Genomic DNA, 22769 nt, shown 5'->3' on the forward strand with positions numbered 1-22769 from the left:
CGCCGGCCGCCAGTCCGCGCCACCGCCGCCGGTGCCCGCGACGGTCGGCGTGAGCCGGCTCGTGCTGTCGACGCTGCGCAGCATCCGCGCGCACGACGCCGTGCCGTTCGGCTCGCCGTATCCCGATCCGTCGCTGTTCCCGTGGCGGCGCATCAACCAGTACGCGAACGCGATCGCGCGCCGTCATGCGAGCTGGAGCCTGATCGACGATCTGCCGCCGGGCAATCCCGAGCTGATCCGGCAGATCGCGCGGCGTTACGCGGAAAACGGTCTGCCCGTCGATCCGGGCGAGATCGTCATCACGCTCGGCGCGACCGAGGCGATCAATCTGAGCCTGCAGGCGGTCGCGAAGCCGGGCGACACGGTCGCCGTCGAATCGCCCACTTATTACGCGATGCTGCATGCGATCGAGCGGCTCGGCATGCGCGCGATCGAGGTGGCGACGCATCCGGTCGACGGCATCGACATCGATGCGCTCGCAAGGGTAATCGGGCGGCAGAAGATCGCCGCCTGCATGGTGATGCCGAACTTCCAGAATCCGCTCGGTTTTCGCATGCCCGACGAGCGCAAGCGGCAACTGGTCGAACTGCTCGCCGCGCACGAGATCCCCGCGATCGAGAACGACGTGTACCAGGAGCTCTATTTCGGCGACATGCGGCCGTCGACGCTGAAGACCTTCGACACCAAAGGGCTGGTGCTGCACTGCGCGTCGTTTTCGAAAAGCCTGAGCGCGTCGTACCGGATCGGCTGGGCGCTGCCGGGGCGCTACCGCGCGCAGGTCGAGAAGCTGAAGTTCCTGAACACGTTGACGACGCCGTCGGTGCCGCAGGTCGCGGTCGCCGATTATCTGCGCCAGGATGGCTACGACCGTCATCTGCGGCACCTGCGCAAGGTGTACCGGCAGCAGGCGAGCATCATGACGGCACTCGTGCTGCGTTTCTTTCCGGTGGGCACGCGCGTGTCGACGCCGCGGGGCGGCTACGTGCTGTGGGTGGAACTGCCGGCACGGGTCGATTCGATGCGGCTCTATCAGGCCGCGCTCGCGCGCGGCATCACGGTGGGGCCGGGGACGATGTTTTCGACACGCGACGCTTTTCGCCACTTCATCCGGCTCAATTACAGCTATCCGTGGACCGCGCAAGCGGAGGCTGCGTTGAAGACGCTGGGGGACCTGGCAGCGGGAATGGCGTGAGCGGTGGACGGCGGGAAGGGATGGCCGGAAGGGGGCCGGGAGTGGCGCGGTTGCGAACCAGCCGGCCGTGGATGACACAATCGCAAACCGAACGACGCGGCAACCGCGAATGACACGCCCCAACGAAGGAGACACGCATGGATGACGACGATATCGACCCGCAGCTTGCCGCGATACTCGCGCAGCTATGGCGCGCGCACCGCGAAACGCCGGGCCGCGCGTGGTCGCTCGCGAAGCTGTCGAAGCAGGCGGAGGTGCCGATGAGCAGCTTGCGGCGTCAGTTGACGGCGCTCTCCGGCGGCGGCCTCGCGCACACGGCTTTCAACGACGACGGCACTGGTGCCGCGGGCCTTACCGAACTCGGCGCGCGACTCTGCGCGGACCTGTTCGGCGACGGCGGCGCCACCGAGGATGACGCAGGGGCGCCGCCGAGCCTGCACTGAACGAAGATTTCGAATGTGTTGGGGCGAGGCGGTTTTTGCGTCGATACGCGTGCTACCGGCGGCAAACGCACGGCGGGGATGACTCGCCGCCGCCCTTTCCAGTACAGTGGCCCCAAGGTGTCGTCGGGCGTCTGGCACCGGACGCCGCGGGCGCCGTGGATCATTCCCGTCGGCCGGCCCGGGGCCGCGCGTCGCTCGGGTGGTCGTCATATAACAGGCGCAGCGTGTATATATAAGAAGTGGGACAGCGAAGAAGTGGGACAGCGGCCAACCGGTCGAACGCGGCCGTCGAAACAGGAGAAAGAATGAAACAACAACGCATGGTGGGTCTTTACCTGGCAGCCGGCCTGTTGGCGCTGCCCGCCTTGGCTAGCGCGCAGTCGCAGGCGTATACGACGAGCCGGGTCAACGTGCGCGCGGGCCCCGCATCCGATTATCCGATCGTCACGCAATTGCCGGCTGGCGTCCCCGTGACGGTGATGGGCTGCCTCGGCAACTACCAGTGGTGCGACGTCGCCGCGCCGAATCTGCGCGGCTGGGTGTATGCATCGCTCCTTAGCTCGCCGTATCAGGGCGGCAACGTGCCGCTGAGCTACGGCGCGACGATCGGCCTGCCGATCATCGCGTTTTCGATCACCGATTACTGGGGCAACTATTATCGTGGCCGGCCCTGGTACAACCAGCAGTCACGCTGGTCGCACCATCCGCCGCCTCCGCCGCCGCGACCGGGGGCGGGGCATCCGCCGCCGGGCTGGCGGCCGCCGCCGGGCAATCCGGGGGGACGGCCGCCGGGTGGACCGCCACCGGGACATGGGGGTGGCCGCCCGCCGGGTGGGCCGCCACCGGGACATACGGGTGGCCGGCCGCCGGGCGGACCGCCATCGGGCAATGCGGGCGGCCGTCCGCCAGGTGGGCCACCTCCAGGTCATGCAGGTGGCCGCCCACCAGGTGGACCGTCATCGGGTAATACGGGTGGTCGTCCTCCCGGCGGTCCGCAAGGGGGCGGGGGCGGTCGTCCGCCGGGCGGCGGCGGTCAGCAAGGTGGCGGACCCCGGCCGCCAGGTGGCGGCGGCAGCAACTGAGACAATCGATACGCAGGACCCGCCGCGGCGGACGGGTCGCGGCGCTATCCAGGCGGCGGTACGCGAAGACGGGCCAGCCGGTGCCGGACGGCGTTCACCGATGTCGTGCGCGCCGCTCGTGCTTCGACCGCGTGCCATTATTTGAGATATTTTGCGCCGGGTGAGCGTAAACCCCGGTGCGCCGCGTACACTAGCTTGCCGATGTTGGGGTGGGGGGCGGATATATGAGTTGCGAAGCGACATCACGTGGCACGACGGCGGGGACTACGCCGGAAGGTGCCCGCTACCGGCCGGAGCGGGCCGAGGAGGTGCTCGCGTCGGAGCGTGGCGTATTGCGGCTGATTACCCGCAATACGCCGCTGCCGGAGCTGCTCGCCGAGGTGTGCCGGCGCGCCGAGGCGCTGCTCGGCGAAGGCGCGTGCTGCTCGATCCTGCTGCTCGACCCCGACGGCCGGCACGTACGCGTCGGCGGCGCGCCGTCGCTGCCGCCCGTGTTCAGCGCGTCGATCGGCGGCGCCGAGATCGGTCCGCGCATGGGCTCGTGCGGTACCGCGATGTACGAGCGGCGTCTCGTGATCGTCGACGATATCGAAACCGATCCGCTGTGGGAGAACTACCGGCATCTCGCGTTGCCGCACGGCCTGCGCGCGTGCTGGTCCGTGCCGTTCGAGAACGACGCCGGCACCGTGCTCGGCGCGTTCGCCGTCTATTACCGCACGAACCGCCGTCCCACCCCCGAGGAAGAAGCGCTGCTGCGCGACATCGGCAGCAGCGTCGGCCTCGCGGTCCACCAGGACGCGATGGCGCAGCGCCTCGCGCGCAGCGAGGAGCGCCACCGGCTCGTCGTCGATCATCTGAGCGAGGGCATCGTCGTGCAGTCGCGCTCCGGCGTGGTGCTCGCCTGCAATCCGAGCGCGCAGCGCATGCTGCGCGTGACGCCGCAGATCGTCGGCTGCAACATCCATTCCGTGATCACGCGCGCGTTCAGCGAAGACGGCTCGTTCATCGAAATCGCCGACCGTCCCACCGCGCAGGTCCTCGCGACCGCCAGGCCGGTGCTCGGCGTGACGATGGGCATCGAGCTGGTCGGCGGCGACATCGTGTGGATCACCGAGAACGTCGTGCCGATCATGCGGCCCGGCGAGACCGAGCCGGACTCGGTGCTGATTTCGTTTTCCGACATCGGCCCGGTACGCGAGGCGCAGCGCCAGTTGAAGTATCTGGCCACGCGCGACTCGCTCACGGGCCTCTACAACCGCGCCTATCTGACCGAACGGATGCGCGACCTGTTCGAGCCGCGCGACATGGAGAACGGCACGGACGGGCTCGCGAGCGTCGCCGTGCTGTTCGTCGATCTCGACGGCTTCAAGAAGGTCAACGACACCGCCGGCCACGAAGCCGGCGACGCGTTGCTGTGCAGCGTCGCCGAACGGCTGTCGGCCTGCGTCGGCCGCAACGACACGCTCGCGCGCGTCGGCGGCGACGAGTTCGTGATCGTCGTGAGCGCGTACCAGCAAACCGCCGAGCTGATCGGTCTCGCGCACCGCATCCTCGATATGATCGCGGTGCCGTTCGCGGTCGCGGGCAACGAGTACTACCTGGGCGCGTCGATCGGCATCAGCCTCTTTCCCGAAGACGGCCTGGACGTCGCGACGCTGATGCGCAACGCCGACTCGGCGATGTATCACGCGAAGCAGCGTGGCCGTAACAACTTCCAGTTCTTCACCGCCGAGCTGAACCAGCATCTGCAGCGCCGCTTCACGATCGAGCAGTCGCTGCGGCGCGCGCTCGCCAGCGACGAGCTGAGCCTCGTGTACCAGCCGATCGTCGATAGCCAGAACGGTCGCACGATCGGCGCCGAGGCGCTGCTGCGCTGGTACAACGGCGAGCTCGGCAACGTGTCGCCGGGCGAATTCATCCCGGTCGCCGAGGACGCCGGGCTGATCGTCGAAATCGGCGACTGGGTGCTCGAGCGCGCCTGCGAGCAGGTCGCGCAATGGCGGCGCACGCTCGCGCCGCATCTGATCGTCGCGGTGAACCTGTCGCCGCGGCAGTTCAACGACAACCTACTCGAGCGCATCGAGCGCTGCCTCGCGCAGTCCGGACTCGAGCCGGTCGCGCTCGAGCTCGAGATCACCGAGCGTCTGCTGATGAGCGACAGCGATACCGTGCGTCCGATCCTGAGCGCGCTGAGCGCGATGGGCGTGCGCATTTCGGTCGACGATTTCGGCACCGGCTATTCGTCGCTGTCGTATCTGAAGCGCTTTCCGCTGCATAACCTGAAGATCGACCGTTCGTTCGTCGCCGGGCTGCCCGATCATCGCGATTCGATCGCGATCACGCAGGCGGTCGTCGCGATGGCGCATTCGCTCGGCATGAACGTCACCGCGGAGGGCGTCGAGACCGCCGAGCAGGCGGCGTTTCTGCGCGCGATCGATTGCGACAAGCAGCAGGGCTATCTGTACAGCCGGCCGGTCGGCGCGAGCGCGTATGCGCGCAGCCTCCATGACGCGCAGATGATCGGGATGGCGAAGGCGTTCTGAGCACGAGGCCGGCCCGCCGTGCGGCGCCGGCCCCGACACGATTGATTGTTCAGATTGCCGAACAAGTGACTTCGCGTTGTCGACATTTATCCGTGGCGGCGCGCTCCCTAGAATGCTTCCATCGAAACGTAACTGGTGGGGTGCCGAAGCGGCGCCGCGCGGATGGGAGTCGTCATGTCGGAGTTGATCAGAAACCAGCTTTACCGGCCGTCGGTCGTGCTGCCGATGGTCGCGCTCATGCAGGTGATGGTGTCGCAGGATTTCAATCTCGGCCAGATCGGCTGGGTCTTCGCTACCCGCGGCGCGCAGGCCGCGCTGCAACGCTCGCGCGAGCTGATCTGCGCGGTGCATTGTCACGAATAAGACGTATCGGGCGAAAAGCCCGCTAGTTATCCGGACCGGGCCGCGCGGTACAAAGCGTAAGATGCTACGACCTGCACCCAGTCGGGAGAACTGCGATGCCACAGCACTTCGACGCAGTCGTGATCGGCACCGGGCAAGGCGGTTCACCGCTCGCCGTGCGCCTCGCCCAAAGCGGCCGTCAAACCGCGGTGATCGAGCGCGGGGACTTCGGCGGCACCTGCGTCAACGTTGGCTGCACGCCGACCAAGTCGTGTGTGGCGAGCGCCCGCGCGGCGCACGTGGTGCGCCATGCGGCCGAGCTCGGCGTGCAGGTGGGCTTGATTACCGTCGATCTCGCGGCGGTCAAGGCGCGCAAGGACCGGATCATCGGACAGTCGCGCAGCGGCGTCGAAGAATGGCTGCGCGGCACGGAAAACCTCACGGTCTTCAATGGCCATGCGCGTTTCACCAGCCCGCATACGCTCGCTGTAACCGGGCTCGACGGCCAGTTGCTGGAGGAACTCAGCGCCGGCGAAATCTTCATCAACGCCGGCACGCGCGCAGTCGTGCCGCCGCTCGAAGGGATCCAGCGGATTCCGTACTACACGAATTCCACACTGCTCGAACTGACGGAATTGCCGGGTCATCTGGTGATCGTCGGCGGCAGTTATATCGCGCTCGAATTCGCCCAGGTGTTTCGCCGCTTCGGCAGCCGCGTGAGCGTGCTGGTGCGCGGCGAGCGCGTGCTCAATCGCGAGGATGCGGATTTCTCGGAGTCGGTGACGAAGGCGCTCGCGCGCGACGGCGTCGAGTTTCATTTCGGCGTGCAGCCGACGCGGGTCGAGCCGCATCCGCATCGCGCGAACGACGTATGCATCGGCTTCGAGCAGAACATTCCGGCGATGGAGGCGTCGCACCTGCTATTCGCGACCGGCCGCAAGCCGAATACCGACGACCTCGGTCTCGACGCCGCCGGCATCGAGACCGACCGGCACGGGATGATCGTCGTCGACGGCCAGTTGCGCACCAGCGTGCCGGGCGTGTGGGCGATCGGCGACGTCAACGGCCGCGGCGCGTTCACGCATACGTCCTATGACGACTACCAGATCGTCGCGGCCAATCTGCTCGACGGCGGCGCGCGCAGCGTCGACACGCGGATCGTCGCGTACGCGGTGTTCGTCGATCCACCGCTCGCGCGCGCCGGCATGTCGGAGGCGCAGGTGCGCGAGAGCGGGCGCGCCGCGCTGATCGCGACGATGCCGATGTCGCGCGTGGGCCGCGCGCGCGAGCGCGGCGAGACCGACGGCTTCATGAAGGTGCTCGCCGATGCGAAGAGCAAGCAGATTCTCGGCGCGGCGATCCACGGCATCGAAGGCGACGAGGCGATCCATACGTTTATCGACATCATGACCGCGGCCGCGCCGTATCCGACCTTGCAATACGCGATGCACGTGCATCCGACGATCAGCGAACTCGTGCCGACGCTGCTCGACGGGCTCGAGCCGATGGAGTAAGCGGCATGCGCGGCGGAGCAACCTGCATATGACACGATCGATGAAACCTTCCTGTGTGAGCGGCAATCTGTTTGCGCCCGTCGCGACGTCGTCAGCGGAGGCGGTGAAAGCGGTGAAAGCGGCATCGGCGTCCGGCGAGCACGTCGACACGTTCGTCGAGCAGGGCGGCGTGACGATCGAGCGAATCGTTTCGACCGGGCAGGCGAGCCCGCCCGGCTTCTGGTACGACAGCTCGCGCGCCGAATGGGTGGTGCTGCTGAGCGGCGCGGCAGTGCTCGAATTCGAGGGCAAGGCCGAGCCGTATCCGATGAAGCCCGGCGACCATCTGCTGATCGAAGCGCATTGCCGGCATCGCGTTGCATGGACGAGCGATACGGAGCCGAGCGTGTGGCTCGCGGTGTATTACTCCGATGGCCCGCTCGCGCGCATCGACAAAGCGTCGCGGTATCGCCGATAATCGGCAGCGGTGCGGCCCGTGCGCAACGCGCGGGCGGGCTGTGCGCCCAACCGCATTCATCACCGGGACACCCGCATGGGCAAGGGACGCGTCGAAGCCTTCAGCGATGGCGTAATCGCCATCATCATCACGATCATGGTGCTCGAGCTGAAGGTGCCCGAAGGCCACGATCTCGCGGCGCTGCGTCCGGTGGTGCCGGTGTTCTGCGCGTACGTGCTGAGCTTTATCTATGTCGGCATCTACTGGAACAATCACCATCACATGTTTCATGCGGTGCAGAAGGTCAACGGCAGGGTGCTGTGGGCCAATCTGCATCTGCTGTTCTGGCTGTCGCTGCTGCCGGCCGTCACGCACTGGGCCGGCGAAAATCATCTGGCCGCCTGGCCGACCGCGATGTACGGCGTCGTGCTGTTCATGGCGGCGATCGCGTATTTCATCCTGATCCATGCGCTGATCCGTGAGCATGGCCGGGATTCGACGCTCGCCAGAGCGGTCGGCAACGACTTCAAGGGCAAGGTCTCCGTCGTCATCTATCTGGTCGGCATCGGGCTCGCGTTCGTCGCGCCGTGGGTGTCGGCCACGCTCTACGCGCTCGCCGCCGCGTGGTGGTTCGTGCCGGACCGGCGCATCGAGCACGTGCTGGAAGCCTGAGCATGCTGCTGGTGCCTTTTTCCCGCCGTGCTGACGTTCGCGGCGCGCGCGCCGCGGGTGGGGTAAGGTTTCAGTGGCCCGAGATCGAATCCGGATGACATGACTTCACGCTTATCACCTTTGCCCGCGGCCCGCATCGGCCTCATCTCCGACACGCACAACCTCGTGCGTCCCGAAGCGCTGCGGTATCTCGACGGCTGCGACGCGATCATTCACGCGGGCGATATCTGCCAGCCGGACGTGCTCGATGCGCTCGCGCGGATCGCGCCGGTCACGGCCGTGCGCGGCAACAACGACATCGGCGATTGGGCCGCGTCGCTGCCGACACACGCGAGGCTTACCGTTCAGCAGGTGACGATTCTCGTCGTGCACGATATTGCCGACCTCGGTTGCGAGCCGCGCGATGAAGGCATCGGCGTCGTGGTGAGCGGCCATTCGCACAAGCCGTCGGTCAGCGAACGCGATGGTGTGCTGTTCGTCAATCCGGGCAGCGCGGGGCCGCGGCGGTTCAAGCTGCCGGTTTGCGCGGGCCGTCTGGTGGTCGACGGGGCGCGGGTGAGCGCGAGTTTTGATGCGTTGCTGACGTGAGATGAAAAAAACGGGCCGGCGGAGTTCGCCGGCCCGTTTTGACGAACGGTGGGAGGGGTGCTGCCGTTGCTTGCGAGTTCGCCGCGAACCCTGGGCCCGCGCGACCCGGCCGCATCTTTAGCCGACCGCGGCCCAGCGCGCCATCACGCGCGCGCCGTTGCCGCCGCGTAGCGCTCATCCATCTCCTCGGCCTCGCGCTCGCCGCGCAGCACCGCATGCGCCTCGGCACGGGTCGCGACGCACGGGCCCGAACCGAGCAGCGGCTTGCGCGCGGTCTCGCGCAGCGCGAGCACCGACGCAATGCCGATCAGCGACGCGCCCATCAGGTAATACGCGGGCATCATCAGATTGCCGGTCCGGTCGACGAGCCACGCGGTCACGAGCGGCGTCGTGCCGCCGAACAGCGACACCGAAACGTTGAAGCCGATCGCGAGCGCGCCGTAGCGGATCCGGGTCGGGAACAGCGCCGGCAGCGCCGACGGCATCACACCGGTGAAGCACGACAGCAGCACGCCGAGAATCATCAGCCCGCCGAACACCGGCAGCACCGTGCCCATGCGGATCAGGAGCAGCGCCGGAATCGACAGCACGAACAGACCCACGCAGCCGAGCAGCATCACCGGCTTGCGGCCGACCGTGTCGGACAGACGGCCGGCGGCGAGCGTCATCGGCATCATCAGGATCATCACGAGCAGCACGAGGAAGAGGCCGTGCGTTTCGTTGAAGTGCAGCGTCGCCGACAGATAGCTCGGCAGATACGACAGCGCCATGTAGTCGGTCACGTTGAAGATCAGCACGAGGCCGACGCACAGCAGCAGCGGCTTCCATTGTTGCGCGAGCAACTGGCGGAACGACTGCCGGGGCACTGCGCGGTCCTCGGCTTCGCGCTCTTCGGCCTGCTTCTTGAACGCGGGCGTTTCCTCGAGCTTCATGCGGATGTAGAGACCCACGAGACCGAGCGGACCGGCGATCAGGAACGGCACGCGCCAGCCCCAGGAGAGCAGCGCGTCGGTCGACAGCATCGCGGTCAGCAGCGCGACCGTGCCCGCGCCGAGCACATAGCCGATCAGCGTGCCGAACTCGAGGAAGCTGCCCATGAAGCCGCGGCGCTTGTCGGTCGAGAATTCGGCGATGAAGGTCGCGGCGCCGCCGTACTCGCCGCCGGTCGAGAAGCCCTGCACGAGACGCGCGACCAGCAGCAACACCGGCGCGAGAATGCCGATCGTCGCGTAGTCCGGAATCAGACCGATCGCAAAGGTGCCGAGCGCCATCATGATCATCGTCATGGCCAGCACGCGCTGGCGGCCGATGCGGTCGCCGAGCGGCCCGAACACCATGCCGCCGATCGGCCGCACGAGAAACGCCGCGGCAAACGTGCCGAAGGTTGCGATCAGTTGCGCGGACGGACTCGACGACGGGAAGAACACTTTGCCGAGCGTGACGGCGATGTAGCTGTACACGCCGAAATCGAACCATTCCATCGCATTGCCGAGCGCCATTGCGCCGACCGCACGTTTGAGAAGAGAGTTGTCGACGACCGTGATGTCGTCGAGGGACAGGCGTTGTTCTTCTTTGTCGTGTCGCCAGAAGCCGTTGCTGGAAGCGGTCAAGGTTAAAACTCCAATGACTGCGACGAAACTCGTGATGCGTTCCGCCACGGTTGCTGGAAGTGCGATTTCGCGAGCGAGGGCAAGGCGGGGTATCCGCGGCGCGGTTGACCCGGCGGCGGAAGAGGGGCGCAAGGAAAAACAGAACGCCCGTGCCTCGCGACCATGTCGCGAAAAAACACTCGTCTAGATTGTGCTGACTGTTGCATCTGCGTGGCCGTGGAAGGGGGGCAGATGCATGAAGGACGCTGGGGTAGCTGGAGGTTGACTCACAGTTGGCCCAAGTGCCGCTGGAAGGCTTGAAACGAAAAAGGCCGATCTTGAATTTTCCGCTTACGCGGGGAAACGACCGACGAGCCTTCTTGTTTAAAAACAGTTCGATTCAGGATGGCGCACGCAGGGTAAGCCAGCTTGAAAAGAACGCGAATGAAGGTAAATAGCTGTTGAAACGTCGCACATGATAGCACGATGACCGAGGATCGTGCAAACCGGCTTGGAATGTAATCCGCGGGAACGGTCTCGATCCCCTGCTGGGCGGGGGATTCGGCGGGGTCGAACCCATCTCGAAAACGGACCGCTTAGAACATTTTCAGCTCACCGTTCGGACGAAAACCGGCGTGAGACGCTGCCGGGAATCCGGTGGAATCCGGGCGAAAAAAATCCGCGCTCGCGGCGCGGATTTTTTGTGCCGGCGCGGGTGGCGCCGTGCGTCTTCCCTGAGCACAAACGGGGGCTCAGGCGGTTCAGCCGGTTCAGGCCGACGGCGGCACGTAGCCCGACGCGGTATCCGCGCCTTCGCCGAAGAAGAACTTTTCGGTCTGCTTCATCAGATACTGGCGCGCGCGCGGATCGGCCATGTTCAGACGATTTTCATTGATCAGCATGGTCTGCTGCTTCAACCAGGCCTGCCAGGCTTCCTTCGAGATGGATTCGTAGATCCGCTTGCCGAGTTCGCCCGGCAGCGGCGGGAAATCGAGGCCTTCGGCTTCCTTGCCGAGCTTCGCGCATTGAACCATACGAGTCATGCTGTGCTTCTCCTGTAATCGGTGTAGGGCGGGCGGACGCCTGTTCGGATCGGATGGGGCCGGGCAGTGGGCCGCTCAAAGCTGTTTCATCAGCACGAGCGATTTGCGCTGCCAGTTATAGAGCCGGCGGCGGTCTTCGGGCAGATCGTCGACCGTGGCCTTGACGAAGCCACGCTTGAGGAACCAGTGTTCGGTGCGCGTGGTGAGCACGAAAATGCGCGTCAGGCCACGCGCCCGCGCGCGCTGCTCGATGCGCTTGAGCAGGCGTTCGCCGTCGCCGGTGCCTTGCGCTTCGGGCGCGACCGTCAGGCAGGCCATTTCGCCGATGCGCTCCTGCGAATACGGATAGAGCGCCGCGCAGCCGAACAGCACGCCGTCGTGCTCGATCACCGAGAAATGGTCGATATCGCGCTCGATCTGGTGACGGCCGCGCCGCACCAGCGTGCCGTCCGCCTCGAGCGGCTCGATCAGCGCGAGAATGCCGCCGACGTCGTCCGGCGTCGCTTCGCGCAGGCTTTCCAGATTCTCGTACGAGATCATCGTGCCGACGCCGTCGTGCAGGAACAACTCGAGCAGCAGGCTGCCGTCGAGCGCGTACGGGATGATGTGCGCGCGCGGCACGCCGCCGCGACAGGCGCGGATCGAATGTTTCAGATAAAACGCCGTGTCGCCGGTGACTTCGCCGCTTTCGTGCAACTTGTACGCGTCGTCGAGCGACAGCTCGCGGATCAGGGCGGGGTCGCTCTCGCCGGATTCCATCAGGCCCGGTGTTTCGGTCAGGAACACGATCTTGTCGGCGCGCAGCGCGATTGCCGCAGCCGACGCGACATCTTCCATCGACAGATTGAATGCCTCGCCGGTCGGCGAGAAGCCGAGCGGCGACAGCAGCACCAGCTTGCGGCTCGCGAGCGAATGACGGATCGAATCCGCGTCGATCTTGCGCACGAGGCCCGTGTGCTGGAAGTCGACGCCGTCCAGAATGCCGACCGGGCGCGCCGTCACGAAGTTGCCCGACACCACGCTGATGTGCGCGTGCGCCATCGGCGTGTTCGGCAAGCCCTGGCTGATCGCGGCTTCGATGTCGAGACGCACTTCGCCGGCCGCTTCCTTCGCCGACTCGAGCGCGCGCGCATTGGTGATGCGCATGCCGTGCGAGAACTCCGATTCGACGCCGTGCAGGCTCATCTGCTCCTCGACCTGCGGGCGCGAGCCGTGCACGAGCACGATCTGGATGCCCATTGCCTGCAGGAGCGCGATGTCGGATACGAGTGCATTCAGCAGCCCCTCATGCACCACTTCACCGCCGAAACCGACGACAAACGTCTTGTTGCGGAATGCGTGGATATAAGGGGCGACTGAACGCATCCAGTCGACGAATTGCGCGTGCAGGGCGGGGGTTTCCGTCGAGCCGGCGGGGGCCGGAACGCTCGCGGGCGCGGGGACGAGGTCGGTTTGGGAATTCATGCCGGGGATTATAATGCGCCCCCATGTCGAATGTACCCAAAAGTCCCGCCACGGCGAACGAGAAACCGGCGCCGGGCGCCGATCAGACGAACCCCGGCGACGCGACGCACCGCGCCGCGCAGGATGTGAAGCCTGGAGCGGCGCGCGAGGCGCGTCATGTGGCGGGCGCGTCTGCGCGGAAAGTGGCGTCGGAGGGCGAGGGCGAAGGTCGTGAGCAGCGTGCTACACCCTACGGCGAACAACGTCACGCCGCGCGCGACGCGCAACCTGGCGAATCCCGCAAGCAACCCCGCGCCCCGCGCGAACCGCGTCCGTCGCGCGTCGTCGAGCCAAACCCGATTCCGCCGATCATCTTCCCCGAAGCGCTGCCCGTTTCCGGCCGTCGTGAAGAGATCGCTCGGGCGATTGCCGAAAACCAGGTCGTGATCGTGTCGGGCGAGACCGGCTCGGGCAAGACCACGCAGTTGCCGAAAATCTGCCTCGCGCTCGGCCGTGGCCTCGGCGCTGGCGGCACCGGTCTGATCGGCCATACGCAGCCGCGCCGGATCGCGGCATCGGCGACCGGGCGCCGTATCGCCGAGGAACTCGGCACGCCGTTCGGCGAAGTGGTCGGCTATAAGGTGCGCTTTAACGACAACCTCGCGCCGGGCGCGTCGGTCAAGCTGATGACCGACGGCATCCTGCTTGCCGAAACGCAGACCGATCCGCTGCTCAAGGCGTACGACACGCTGATCGTCGACGAGGCGCACGAGCGCAGCCTGAACATCGACTTCCTGCTCGGCTATCTGAAGGAAATTCTCGTCAAGCGCCCTGATCTGAAGCTGATCGTGACGTCGGCGACGATCGACGCCGACCGCTTCGCGCGCCACTTCGGCAGCGATGACAAGCCCGCGCCGGTGATCGAGGTGAGCGGGCGGCTGTATCCGGTCGAGGTGCGCTACCGGCCGGTCGTCGAGGACAGCCCGGCCGTGAAGGCGGCGCAGGGCACGTCGGCTGCGCCGTCTGGCCGCGAGCGCCCGAAGACCCAGCGTGAGGCCGATCGCGATCTGATGGAGGCGATCGTCGATGCGGTCGACGAACTGTGCCGCGAAGGTCCCGGCGACGTGCTGGTGTTTCTGCCCGGCGAGCGCGAGATTCGCGATGCCGCCGAGGCGTTGCGCAAGCATCATCCGCCGCATACGGAAATTCTGCCGCTGTTCGCGCGGTTGTCGGCCGCTGAGCAGGAGCGCGTGTTCCGCTCGTCGAATGCGCGCCGCATCGTGCTTGCGACCAACGTTGCTGAAACTTCGCTGACAGTGCCCGGCATCCGCTACGTGGTCGACACCGGGCTCGCGCGTGTCAAGCGCTACTCGTATCGCAACAAGGTCGAACAGTTGCAGGTCGAGTCGATTTCGCAGGCCGCCGCGAACCAGCGGGCGGGGCGCTGCGGCCGTGTCGCCGACGGCGTGTGCATCCGCCTGTACGAGGAAAGCGATTTCCAGGGACGCGCCCGTTTCACCGATCCGGAGATTCTGCGCTCGTCGCTCGCGTCGGTGATTCTGCGCATGAAGTCGCTGCATCTGACGGCGATCGAAACCTTCCCGTTCATCGAGCCGCCGCCGGGCCGCGCGATTTCCGACGGCTACCAGTTGCTCAACGAGCTCGGTGCCGTCGACGACGACAACCGTCTCACGCCGCTCGGCCGCGAACTCGGGCGCCTCCCGCTCGATCCGCGCGTCGGGCGCATGATTCTGGCCGCGCGCGACCAGCAGGCGCTGAAGGAAGTGCTGATCATCGCGAGTGCGCTGTCCGTGCAGGATCCGCGCGACCGGCCGATCGAAGCGCAGGAGCAGGCCGACCAGGCGCATCGCCGCTTCGCCGACGATCGTTCCGAATTTCTGCAGTGGCTGAAAATCTGGAACTGGTTCGAGGAAGCGATCGCTCACAAGAAATCGAACCGCCAGTTGCAGGACGAGTGCCGCAAGAATTTCCTCTCGCAACTGCGGCTGCGCGAATGGCGCGATGTCCACTCGCAACTGCTGACGGTCGTGCGTGAGCACGGCTGGCGCGTGAACGAAGCCGAAGCGACATTCGAGCAAATCCACCTCGCGCTGCTCACCGGTCTGCTCGGCAATCTCGGTCTGAAAGCCGACGACGAGCCCTACTACCTGGGCGCGCGCGGCATCAGGTTCTATCTGTGGCCCGGCTCGGCGCTCGTGAAAAAGGCGGCTAAATGGGTGATGGCCGCCGAGCTCGTCGAGACGAGCCGCCTGTACGCGCGCTGTATCGCGAAGATCGAGCCGGAGTGGGTCGAGAAGGTCGGCGCGCATCTGTTGAAGAAGTCGCTCTCCGAGCCGCATTGGGAAAAGCGCGCGGCGCAGGTATCTGCGTTCGAGCGCGCAATGCTGTACGGCCTGCCGATCTATCACCGGCGGCGTGTCGCGTTCGGCAAGCAGGACCCGGCGCGGGCGCGCGAGCTGTTCATTCGCGGCGCGCTCGTCGAAGGCGAGTTCGACACGAAGCTCGCGTTTTTCGCGCACAACCGCAAGCTGCTCGCCGATATCGAGCAGCTCGAGCACAAGTCGCGCCGCCAGGACGTGCTCGTCGACGACGAGTTGATCTTCGCGTTCTACGATCAGGCGGTGCCGGACGGCATCTACACCGGTGCGTCGTTCGAGCGCTGGTATCGCGATGAGGTGAAAAAGAGCGGCCAGGCGGAAGACAGGCTGCGGCTGCTGTATCTGTCGCGCGACGATCTGATGCGGCACGAGGCGGCCGGCGTCACAACCGATCTGTTCCCGAAGCGCCTGACGATGGCGGGCATCGAGATGATGCTCACCTATCACTTCGAGCCGGGCACGCCGCGCGACGGCGTGACGCTCGCGGTGCCGTTGTATGCGCTGAACCAGGTCGACGCGCGCCGCTGCGAATGGCTCGTGCCCGGCATGCTGAAGGAGAAGACGCAACTGCTGCTGAAGTCGTTGCCGCAGAAGCTGCGGCGTCATTGCGTGCCGCTGCCTGAATACGCGGCTGGTTTCGCCGATCGGCACGGCGCGCAGCGCTTCGGCGCGGGCGGCCTGCTCGAGGCGCTGATTGCCGATGTGCGCGAGCAGACCCAGATCGCGATGAAGCAGTCCGACTTCAAGCTCGAGACACTGCCCGCGCATCTGTTCATGAACTTCAAGGTTATCGACGAGCACGGCCGGCAGCTCGCGATGGGGCGCAATCTGTCGCAACTGCGCGCCGAACTCGGCGGCCAGGCGCAGCAGCATTTCCAGAAGATCGTGTCGAGCGCGGCCGGCGCGGCGCTGGCCGATGCGGGCGGCGGCGGTGTCGCGGCGCCTGTGCAAACCGCGGCTCCGGGCACGAGCGGCGCGCCGCGCGGCAAGGGACCGATGACATCCGGTCCGCGGACCACGCCGCAGGATGGCGCGGCGGGCACGGCGCTCTATGAAAAACTGACCACGTGGAATTTCGGCAAGCTGCCCGAGCTGCTCGAAATTCGCCGCGGCGGTCAGACGCTGTTCGGTTATCCGGCGTTGGTGGATCGTGGCACGCATTGCGACGTGGAAGTATTCGATTCGCCGGAAGAAGCCGCGCGGATTCATCGCGCGGGTTTGCGCCGGCTCTTCGCGCTGCAGTTGAAGGAACCGATCAGGTACCTGGAAAAGAATCTGCCGGGCCTGCGCGAAATGGCGATGCAATTCATGCCGCGCGGTACCCAGGAGGAACTGCGCGATCAATTGATCGACACCGCGCTCGACCGCGCGTGTCTGCAGGACCCGCTGCCCGACGATGACGCGAGCTTTCACACGCGGCGCGACGAAGGGCGCAGCCGCCTTACGCTCCTCGCGCAGGAAATCTCGCGACTGGTCGGGCAGATTCTCAGCGAGTATGCGAGCTTGACGAAGAAGCTCGTACAGGCGAAGCCATTCGCGGCCGCTTACGCCGATTTGCAGAATCAACTCGATGCGCTGATCGGCAAGCGCTTCGTCGTTGACACACCTTATACGCAGCTCGCGCACTTCCCGCGTTATCTGAAAGGGATGGCGCTGCGTATCGACAAGCTGCGGGCGGACTCTACGCGCGATGCACGGCAATTCGCCGAATTCCAGCCGCTGCTGCAGCACTATCAGCGCGCGGTATCGCAACGCGGCGGTGTGGTGGACCCGCGCCTCGCGGAATTCCGCTGGTTGCTCGAAGAATTGCGAATCTCGCTGTTTGCTCAGGAGCTGCGCACGCCGATGCCGGTCTCGGTAAAGCGTCTGTACAAGGTGTGGGAGTCGATGCAGCGGTAAGCACCGCCGGAGTGCCTGTGAGCGCGGGGCGGTGCGCGGCTGCGATGACCATGGCAGGCCATCGCAGCGTTCAACCGCGGTCGGACCCGGTTCCCTCGGTCCCGCGGATTCGCCTACCAATGCATCCCCGCGCCGACTGATGCACCGAACCGACCACGCGAATCGGCGCTGCCCTGAACCTTGTAGACCCACTTGCCCGTGTCCGACAACTGCGACACGCCAAGGGCCAGCGCTGACTGGCCACCGTACATGCCGCCGGCCATCGCGACCATTCCGCGTCCCGGCAGGACCGCTTGCGGCAAGCCCGCCATGGCCAGTGCGGTTGCCGTGCCGCCGTACCCGTCGCGGCGCGCCGAGCGGATCTGGTCGTCCGTATAGCGGTTTGCCTGCTCGACCGCGCCGCTCACGCTTTGCCGCAACTGATTGACGTTGACCGCGTCGGTGCCTTGCACCCCGGCTGCGACGTGGGTGATCTGGCGTTCCTGACTGGTGGATCCGACTGATATGGTGTTCGCCCGGTCCGCCACCGAGCCTTGACCCAGCGCCACCGAATTATCGGCGCCCGCGTTCGCGGCGGCGCCCAGCGCGGTGGCATTGTTGCCGCTGGCTACCGCGTTCGCGCCGATGGCTGTTGCGTTTGCGCCGGTGGCCTGGGCATTCGCTCCGGCCGCGACCGCATGTGGGCCCGATGACACCGCGCCTTCGCTATCACGGTCGGCGTCCGCGCTGAAAAACGGGCTGGTCGAGTTGACCACCGCGTTACTGATCGCACCGTCGAGCGCCGCGGTCAGTTGACCGAGGTTGACCGCATCGGTCGCTTCCACGCCATTCGCGACGTTGTGAAGGACGGTGCCGGTCGTTGTGTCGCCGCCGAGCGTGACACCGCTTCGGTCAATGCTGCCGTCCGCGTGGGTGTCGTACATGACCGCTGCGTCGAGCTTCGCGGCTGTTGTCGCGCTCTGGTCGCTCACTGCCTGCAATTGCGCGACATTGACCGCATCGGTCGCGTCCACGCCGTTCGCGACGTTGTGAAGGACGGTGCCGCCCGCCGCACCGCCGCCGAGCGTAACGCTGTTCCGGTCGACGCTGCCGTCGGAATGGGTGTCGTACATGACCGCTGCATCGAGTTTTGCGGCCGTCGCCGCGCTTTGGTCGCCCACCGCTTTCAGTTGCGCGACGTTCACCGCGTCGGTATCGGCTGCTCCAGCCGCTACGTTAGTGATCTGGCGCTCGTTGCCAACGGAGCCGACCGAGACGGTGCCCGCGCGATCGGCAATGGAGCCGGGGCCGAGCGCGACGGAGTCGATGGCCAGCGCACTCGCGTTATAGCCAAGTGAAAGCGCGTTGCGCGCGGCAGCGTTCGCGCCGTAGCCGAGCGCGATGGCACCGTCGCCGCTTGCCATGGCGGATGCGCCGAGCGCTGTTGCGTCCTCGCCGGACGCCGTGGCGGATGCGCCGATCGACGTCGCGTTCATCGCGTTCGCTGCCGCGTTCGCGCCGAGCGCGGTCGAGCCGGTTCCGTTCGCGTTGGAACTCGCTCCGAATGCCGTTGCGTTGGCGCCGGTCGCGCTCGAATTGCTGCCTGCCGCCAGCGCATGCGCGCCGTTCGCGACGGCGTCGTCGGAACCGTCGGCGGGGCCGTCGGCTTTGAAGTAATGCTGGGCGCTGCTTTGGGCAATTGCGTCGACCTTGCCGTCGACCGCGCGCAACTGGCTGACGTTGACCGCGTCAGTGGGTGCCGCGCCTGCGGCGACATTGGTCAGGCGGCGTTCGTTGTTTGCCGAACCGAGCGAGACTTCACCGATAGGGACGGGCGCTGCGACCAGCGTCGCGCCGGTTCCCGCGGGCGCAAAGGCGCTTTGTGACAGATCAGCGGTGGTACTCGAATCCACGCCGAGCGCAACGCTGTTCTCGGCGCTGGCATTCGCGCGGGAGCCGAGCGCGACGGTGTTGGCGCCTGTTGCCGCCGAGCCGAAGCCGAGTGCGCTTGCATCGATTCCAGCTGTCTTCGCGGTGACGCCGAGCGCAATGCCTCCCGCGCCGCTGACGGTAGCGTTGCTGCCGAGCGCGATAGCCCGGTCCGCCGTTGCCGAAGCCCATGCGCCGCTGGCAAGCGAGCTGGCACCATGGGCTTGCGCGCTGTAGCCGAGCGCGGTCGAACCGACGGCGCTGGCGGTTGCCAGCGAGCCGAACGCCGCCGCGGCCGCATCGGCCGCCAATGAACCCGAGCCCGCCGCGATGGAGTCAATGCCGAGCGCCGTAGCGTTCAGACCCACCGCACTCGCGCGTTGTGCCAGCGCATTCGCGTTCAGACCTATTGCGCTCGCGCCGGCGCCTTGCGCGCTCGCGCTCCGGCCGACGGCAAGCGAGCCTTCGCCCTGCGCATCGGCACCCGGCCCCAGCGCGGTCGCACCCTCGCTTTGCGCATTGGCCTGCAAGCCGGCGGCGAGCGACGCGTCGCCGCTTGCAGTGGCCTGCTCGCCGATTGCAACCGAGCCATTGCCCGACGCATTGGCCGCGCCCAGTTCGACTGAACCGACGCCTGCCGCCGCCGCGTGCGTGGCCTGAAGTGCCGCCACGGCTACCGCGGCACTCAGTGTGTGCCGTACCGCCCGCGCGATGGCTTTGCTGCGCGGCCCGGCAGCGTGTTCCGTCAGGCTGGCCGCCGGTGGCAGCGCCGGCTCCAGTTGGGATGCCGTGTACCAGATCATTGGAATATTTTTGTTCGTCAATTCGGAACCTCCTCCTTATTGGGTTGACACCATTGGGTTGGCGCATGGCGCGCGATAAAGCAGCAATCGACCAGATGAATCGATCTGGCTAATTGGCCAGGTGTTATCGATCCGGCAAACGCCCCGGCAAATCGCAAAAACATGGATAGAAAAAGACATGGCTCCCTGTCGGTTTTTCCGGTTGCGCGTGAGGGCGCGCCCAAGCGCCGGCATTGCGCTTGAGCCCATGAAATAAACATTGTGGAAAGCGCCAGCGCGAGTGCTGGCACGAGAGAGAACAGTGTCTGGTCTCGCCGACCGGTTTGGATATCAGCGAATTCTTAAATGCATAAAAACCAGGCTATCTGAATAAAGGCGGATTTTATAGATGGAAAACCGGAGTATTCCTATTGTCGCCAATAGCAATTTGGCCGACTTTAAAGGTAAGCGGGTTGCGGTTGTTTTTTTGATGGATTTATTAATCTTGATGCCGCATCCGGAAGCGCGCCGCAGCCACTGAGGCGAGTCGCTGGCCGACCACCGTCACGCATCCCGCCCTCCGTTTTCCGGGCGCCGCGCGGTGACTTGCGTCAACCGCTCGGCCTGGCAAACGTTCTACAATGATGGCTGTTCTCCGAAGCGAGTTTTCATGCGTAAATTTTTTCTTCCCGGCTTGACAGCCACGTTCGCCGCGAGCGCGGCGCTGGTCGCCGCCGCGGGCTTTTTTTCTCCGGCGGCTCACGCCAATAACGTGATCGTGCTCAATTCCGGCGAAGCCACGCTGAGCCTGATCGACGAGAACACCCGCCAGGTCGTCGGCACCGTTCCCACCGGGAAGGAACCGCACCATCTGATGGTCACGCCGGACAATTCATCGCTGATCGTTGCCAATTCGGTATCGAACAACCTGATGTTCGTCGATCCGAAGTCGGGCAAGGTGCAGCGCTGGGTCGAGAACATCGAGGACCCGTATCAAATCGGCTTCTCGCCGGACCACAAATGGCTCGTCACGACCGGTCTGCGGCTCGACCGCCTCGACATCTATCACTACGACAGCCAGAAAAACCAGATGACGCTCGCCTCGCGCCTGCCGCTCGCGGTCATGCCGAGCCATATGGCGTTCACGAACGACAGCAAAACGGTATTCGTCACGCTGCAGGTTTCGGGTGAGCTCGCGGCGATCGACCTGCCCACGCAAACCGTGAAGTGGAAGATGAAAGTCGGCAAGGTGCCGGCGGGCCTGTGGATGACGCCGGGCGAGAAGTATCTGCTCGTCGGGATGACCGGCGAGGATTGCGTCGCGGTGGTCGACTGGCGCAACCAGAAGGTCGTCAAGACGATCCACACGGGCAAGGGCGCGCACAACTTCCGCTCGCTCGCGGACGGCCGCCACGTGGCGGTGTCGAATCGGGTGGCGAGCACGATCAGCATCCTCGACGAAGACACGCTCACCAATGTCGGCGACATCACCGGCCTGATGCCGGGGCCGGACGACATGGAACTTTCCGCCGACAAGCGCTATCTGTGGGTTACGTTCCGCTTCGCGAAGCACGTCGGTATCATCGACCTGAATACGCGCAAGCTGATCCAGACCATCGCGGTGGGCCGCTCGCCGCACGGCATTTATTTCTTCAACCGCGCACCGGTCACGGCGCCCAACGGGGCCTGAAGATGTCCGAGGGCCCCGTTGGGCGGCAAACAACAGGGCGCTGCGCGCGAGCCACGGATGAAGTAACCTGCACGGATGAAGTAACCAGGCCAGCACCATGTTCCATCTGATTTTTGCCTCGCTCGACAACTTCGTTTCAGCCGTGCAGACATGGCTGTACGTCGACGTGGTGCAACCGCTGCTGTTCCGCTTCAACCTGATGGACTACGACGAAGACACGTACGACAGCCTGTACTGGGTCATCGTCGGCGTGCTTGAGGTGCTCGCGATGTACGCGCTTCTGCGTCCGCTCGAGGCGCTGCGTCCGGCCGAGCAGTGGGACAACCGCAGGGCGGTACGCGTCGACGTGCTGTACACGTGGATCGCCAAGCTCGGCATTCTCAATCTGTTCTTTTTCTTCGCGCTGCAACCGTTCTTCGACAACGTGCAGGGCTGGCTGCGGCTGAACGGCATCGCGAACATCAACTTCGACAATCTGTGGCCCGGCGTGACCACGCAGCCATTCGTCACGTTCGTGATGTATCTGCTCGTGCTCGACTTCGCCGGCTACTGGTATCACCGCTGGGAGCATCGCATCGGCGTGTGGTGGGAACTGCACGCGGTGCACCACAGCCAGCGGCAGATGTCCCTCTGGTCGGACGACCGCAATCATCTGCTCGACGATCTGCTGCAGGCGTCGTTTTTCGCGGCGATCGCGCTCGTGATCGGTGTGCCGCCGTCGCAATTCGTCGTGCTGGTCGCCATCACGAATCTCGCGCAAAGCGTCCAGCATGCGAATATCCGGCTGTACTACGGCTGGCTCGGCGAGCGGTTGCTGGTCAGTCCGACGTTCCATCGGCGTCACCATGCAATCGGCTACGGTCACGAAGGGCTCAAGTACGGCTGCAACTTCGGGGTGCTGTTCCCGTGGTGGGACATGCTGTTTGGCAGCGTCTCGTGGAGCCGCGACGTAGAGCCGACCGGCATCACCGATCAGCTCGCAGGCCACCGCTATGGCGACGGCTTCTGGGCGCAGCACTGGCTCGCGTTCGTGCGCATCGCGCGGCGTCTGATGCCGAAGCGCCGCACGCCGGGTAACGACGCCGCCGCGATTTGAGCCCACCCTCCGCCGCGCCGTCACCTGCTCCCGGCGGCGTGTCCCGTGGTTTATCCTGTGTACGTTCGTACGCGCGCTCCCGTGCCCCAGCATGGCTGGCCGGCGCGC

General features: G+C 65.8%; 17 protein-coding genes. 13 read left to right on the plus strand and 4 right to left on the minus strand.

Annotated features, from left to right (window positions below):
- From QM685_RS35400 to QM685_RS35440, 9 genes are all read left to right on the plus strand, one after another.
- Nucleotides 1-1192, plus strand: a 1192-nt coding sequence (locus QM685_RS35400; protein ID WP_415123940.1) for a PLP-dependent aminotransferase family protein, incomplete at its 5' end; no start/stop codon positions are given.
- Between the two features lie 137 nt (nucleotides 1193-1329).
- Nucleotides 1330-1635: an ArsR family transcriptional regulator gene (locus QM685_RS35405; protein WP_415123942.1), complete on the plus strand. Its 306-nt coding sequence runs from the start codon at nucleotides 1330-1332 to the stop codon at nucleotides 1633-1635.
- A 305-nt stretch (nucleotides 1636-1940) separates the two neighbouring features.
- Nucleotides 1941-2717 carry an SH3 domain-containing protein gene (locus QM685_RS35410; RefSeq protein WP_415123944.1) on the plus strand — a complete coding sequence of 259 codons (777 nt, stop codon included), beginning with the start codon at nucleotides 1941-1943 and terminating at the stop codon, nucleotides 2715-2717.
- 224 nt (nucleotides 2718-2941) lie between these two features.
- The gene (locus QM685_RS35415; protein WP_415123946.1) at nucleotides 2942-5260 is read left to right on the plus strand and encodes a putative bifunctional diguanylate cyclase/phosphodiesterase; all 2319 of its coding nucleotides are present in this window, start codon (nucleotides 2942-2944) and stop codon (nucleotides 5258-5260) included.
- Nucleotides 5261-5434: 174 nt separating this feature from the next.
- Nucleotides 5435-5623, plus strand: a complete 189-nt coding sequence (locus QM685_RS35420; RefSeq protein ID WP_415123948.1) for a hypothetical protein — start codon at nucleotides 5435-5437, stop codon at nucleotides 5621-5623.
- A gap of 95 nt (nucleotides 5624-5718) precedes the next feature.
- A complete protein-coding gene (locus QM685_RS35425; RefSeq protein ID WP_415123950.1) occupies nucleotides 5719-7116 on the plus strand; it encodes an FAD-containing oxidoreductase in 1398 nt (465 codons plus the stop codon).
- A gap of 28 nt (nucleotides 7117-7144) precedes the next feature.
- On the plus strand, nucleotides 7145-7573 hold the full coding sequence (locus tag QM685_RS35430) for a cupin domain-containing protein (protein ID WP_415123952.1): 429 nt from the start codon (nucleotides 7145-7147) through the stop codon (nucleotides 7571-7573).
- 75 nt (nucleotides 7574-7648) lie between these two features.
- On the plus strand, nucleotides 7649-8224 hold the full coding sequence (locus tag QM685_RS35435) for a TMEM175 family protein (RefSeq protein WP_415123954.1): 576 nt from the start codon (nucleotides 7649-7651) through the stop codon (nucleotides 8222-8224).
- Between the two features lie 99 nt (nucleotides 8225-8323).
- Entirely contained in the window at nucleotides 8324-8812 is a 489-nt protein-coding gene (locus QM685_RS35440; RefSeq protein ID WP_415123956.1) for a metallophosphoesterase family protein, read from the plus strand.
- A gap of 143 nt (nucleotides 8813-8955) precedes the next feature.
- Here QM685_RS35440 and proP read toward each other — a convergent pair whose 3' ends face one another.
- The 3 genes from proP to argA form a co-directional block, all read right to left on the minus strand.
- Nucleotides 8956-10422 carry a glycine betaine/L-proline transporter ProP gene (gene proP / locus QM685_RS35445; RefSeq protein ID WP_415123958.1) on the minus strand — a complete coding sequence of 489 codons (1467 nt, stop codon included), beginning with the start codon at nucleotides 10420-10422 and terminating at the stop codon, nucleotides 8956-8958.
- 749 nt (nucleotides 10423-11171) lie between these two features.
- Nucleotides 11172-11444 (minus strand): oxidative damage protection protein, encoded by a 273-nt coding sequence (locus tag QM685_RS35450; RefSeq protein WP_026228676.1) that lies wholly within the window; start codon nucleotides 11442-11444, stop codon nucleotides 11172-11174.
- 75 nt (nucleotides 11445-11519) lie between these two features.
- A complete protein-coding gene (gene argA / locus QM685_RS35455; RefSeq protein ID WP_415123960.1) occupies nucleotides 11520-12908 on the minus strand; it encodes an amino-acid N-acetyltransferase in 1389 nt (462 codons plus the stop codon).
- A 23-nt stretch (nucleotides 12909-12931) separates the two neighbouring features.
- On the opposite strand from argA, the gene hrpA reads away from it, so the two are divergent.
- Entirely contained in the window at nucleotides 12932-17185 is a 4254-nt protein-coding gene (gene hrpA / locus QM685_RS35460) for an ATP-dependent RNA helicase HrpA (protein ID WP_415123962.1), read from the plus strand.
- Nucleotides 17186-17298: 113 nt separating this feature from the next.
- Here the strand turns inward: hrpA and QM685_RS35465 are convergent, their stop codons facing one another.
- Entirely contained in the window at nucleotides 17299-19896 is a 2598-nt protein-coding gene (locus QM685_RS35465; protein WP_415123984.1) for a YadA family autotransporter adhesin, read from the minus strand.
- 388 nt (nucleotides 19897-20284) lie between these two features.
- On the opposite strand from QM685_RS35465, the gene QM685_RS35470 reads away from it, so the two are divergent.
- The 3 genes from QM685_RS35470 (at nucleotide 20285) to QM685_RS35480 (ending at nucleotide 22661) form a co-directional block, all read left to right on the plus strand.
- A complete protein-coding gene (locus QM685_RS35470) occupies nucleotides 20285-20416 on the plus strand; it encodes a hypothetical protein (RefSeq protein ID WP_415123964.1) in 132 nt (43 codons plus the stop codon).
- A gap of 129 nt (nucleotides 20417-20545) precedes the next feature.
- On the plus strand, nucleotides 20546-21565 hold the full coding sequence (locus QM685_RS35475) for a beta-propeller fold lactonase family protein (protein ID WP_415123966.1): 1020 nt from the start codon (nucleotides 20546-20548) through the stop codon (nucleotides 21563-21565).
- Nucleotides 21566-21662: 97 nt separating this feature from the next.
- Nucleotides 21663-22661, plus strand: a complete 999-nt coding sequence (locus QM685_RS35480; RefSeq protein ID WP_415123968.1) for a sterol desaturase family protein — start codon at nucleotides 21663-21665, stop codon at nucleotides 22659-22661.
- The last annotated feature ends 108 nt before the right edge of the window (nucleotides 22662-22769 follow it).

The sequence above is a fragment of the Paraburkholderia sp. genome (assembly GCF_047605525.1).
In the GTDB taxonomy this organism is placed as follows: domain Bacteria; phylum Pseudomonadota; class Gammaproteobacteria; order Burkholderiales; family Burkholderiaceae; genus Paraburkholderia.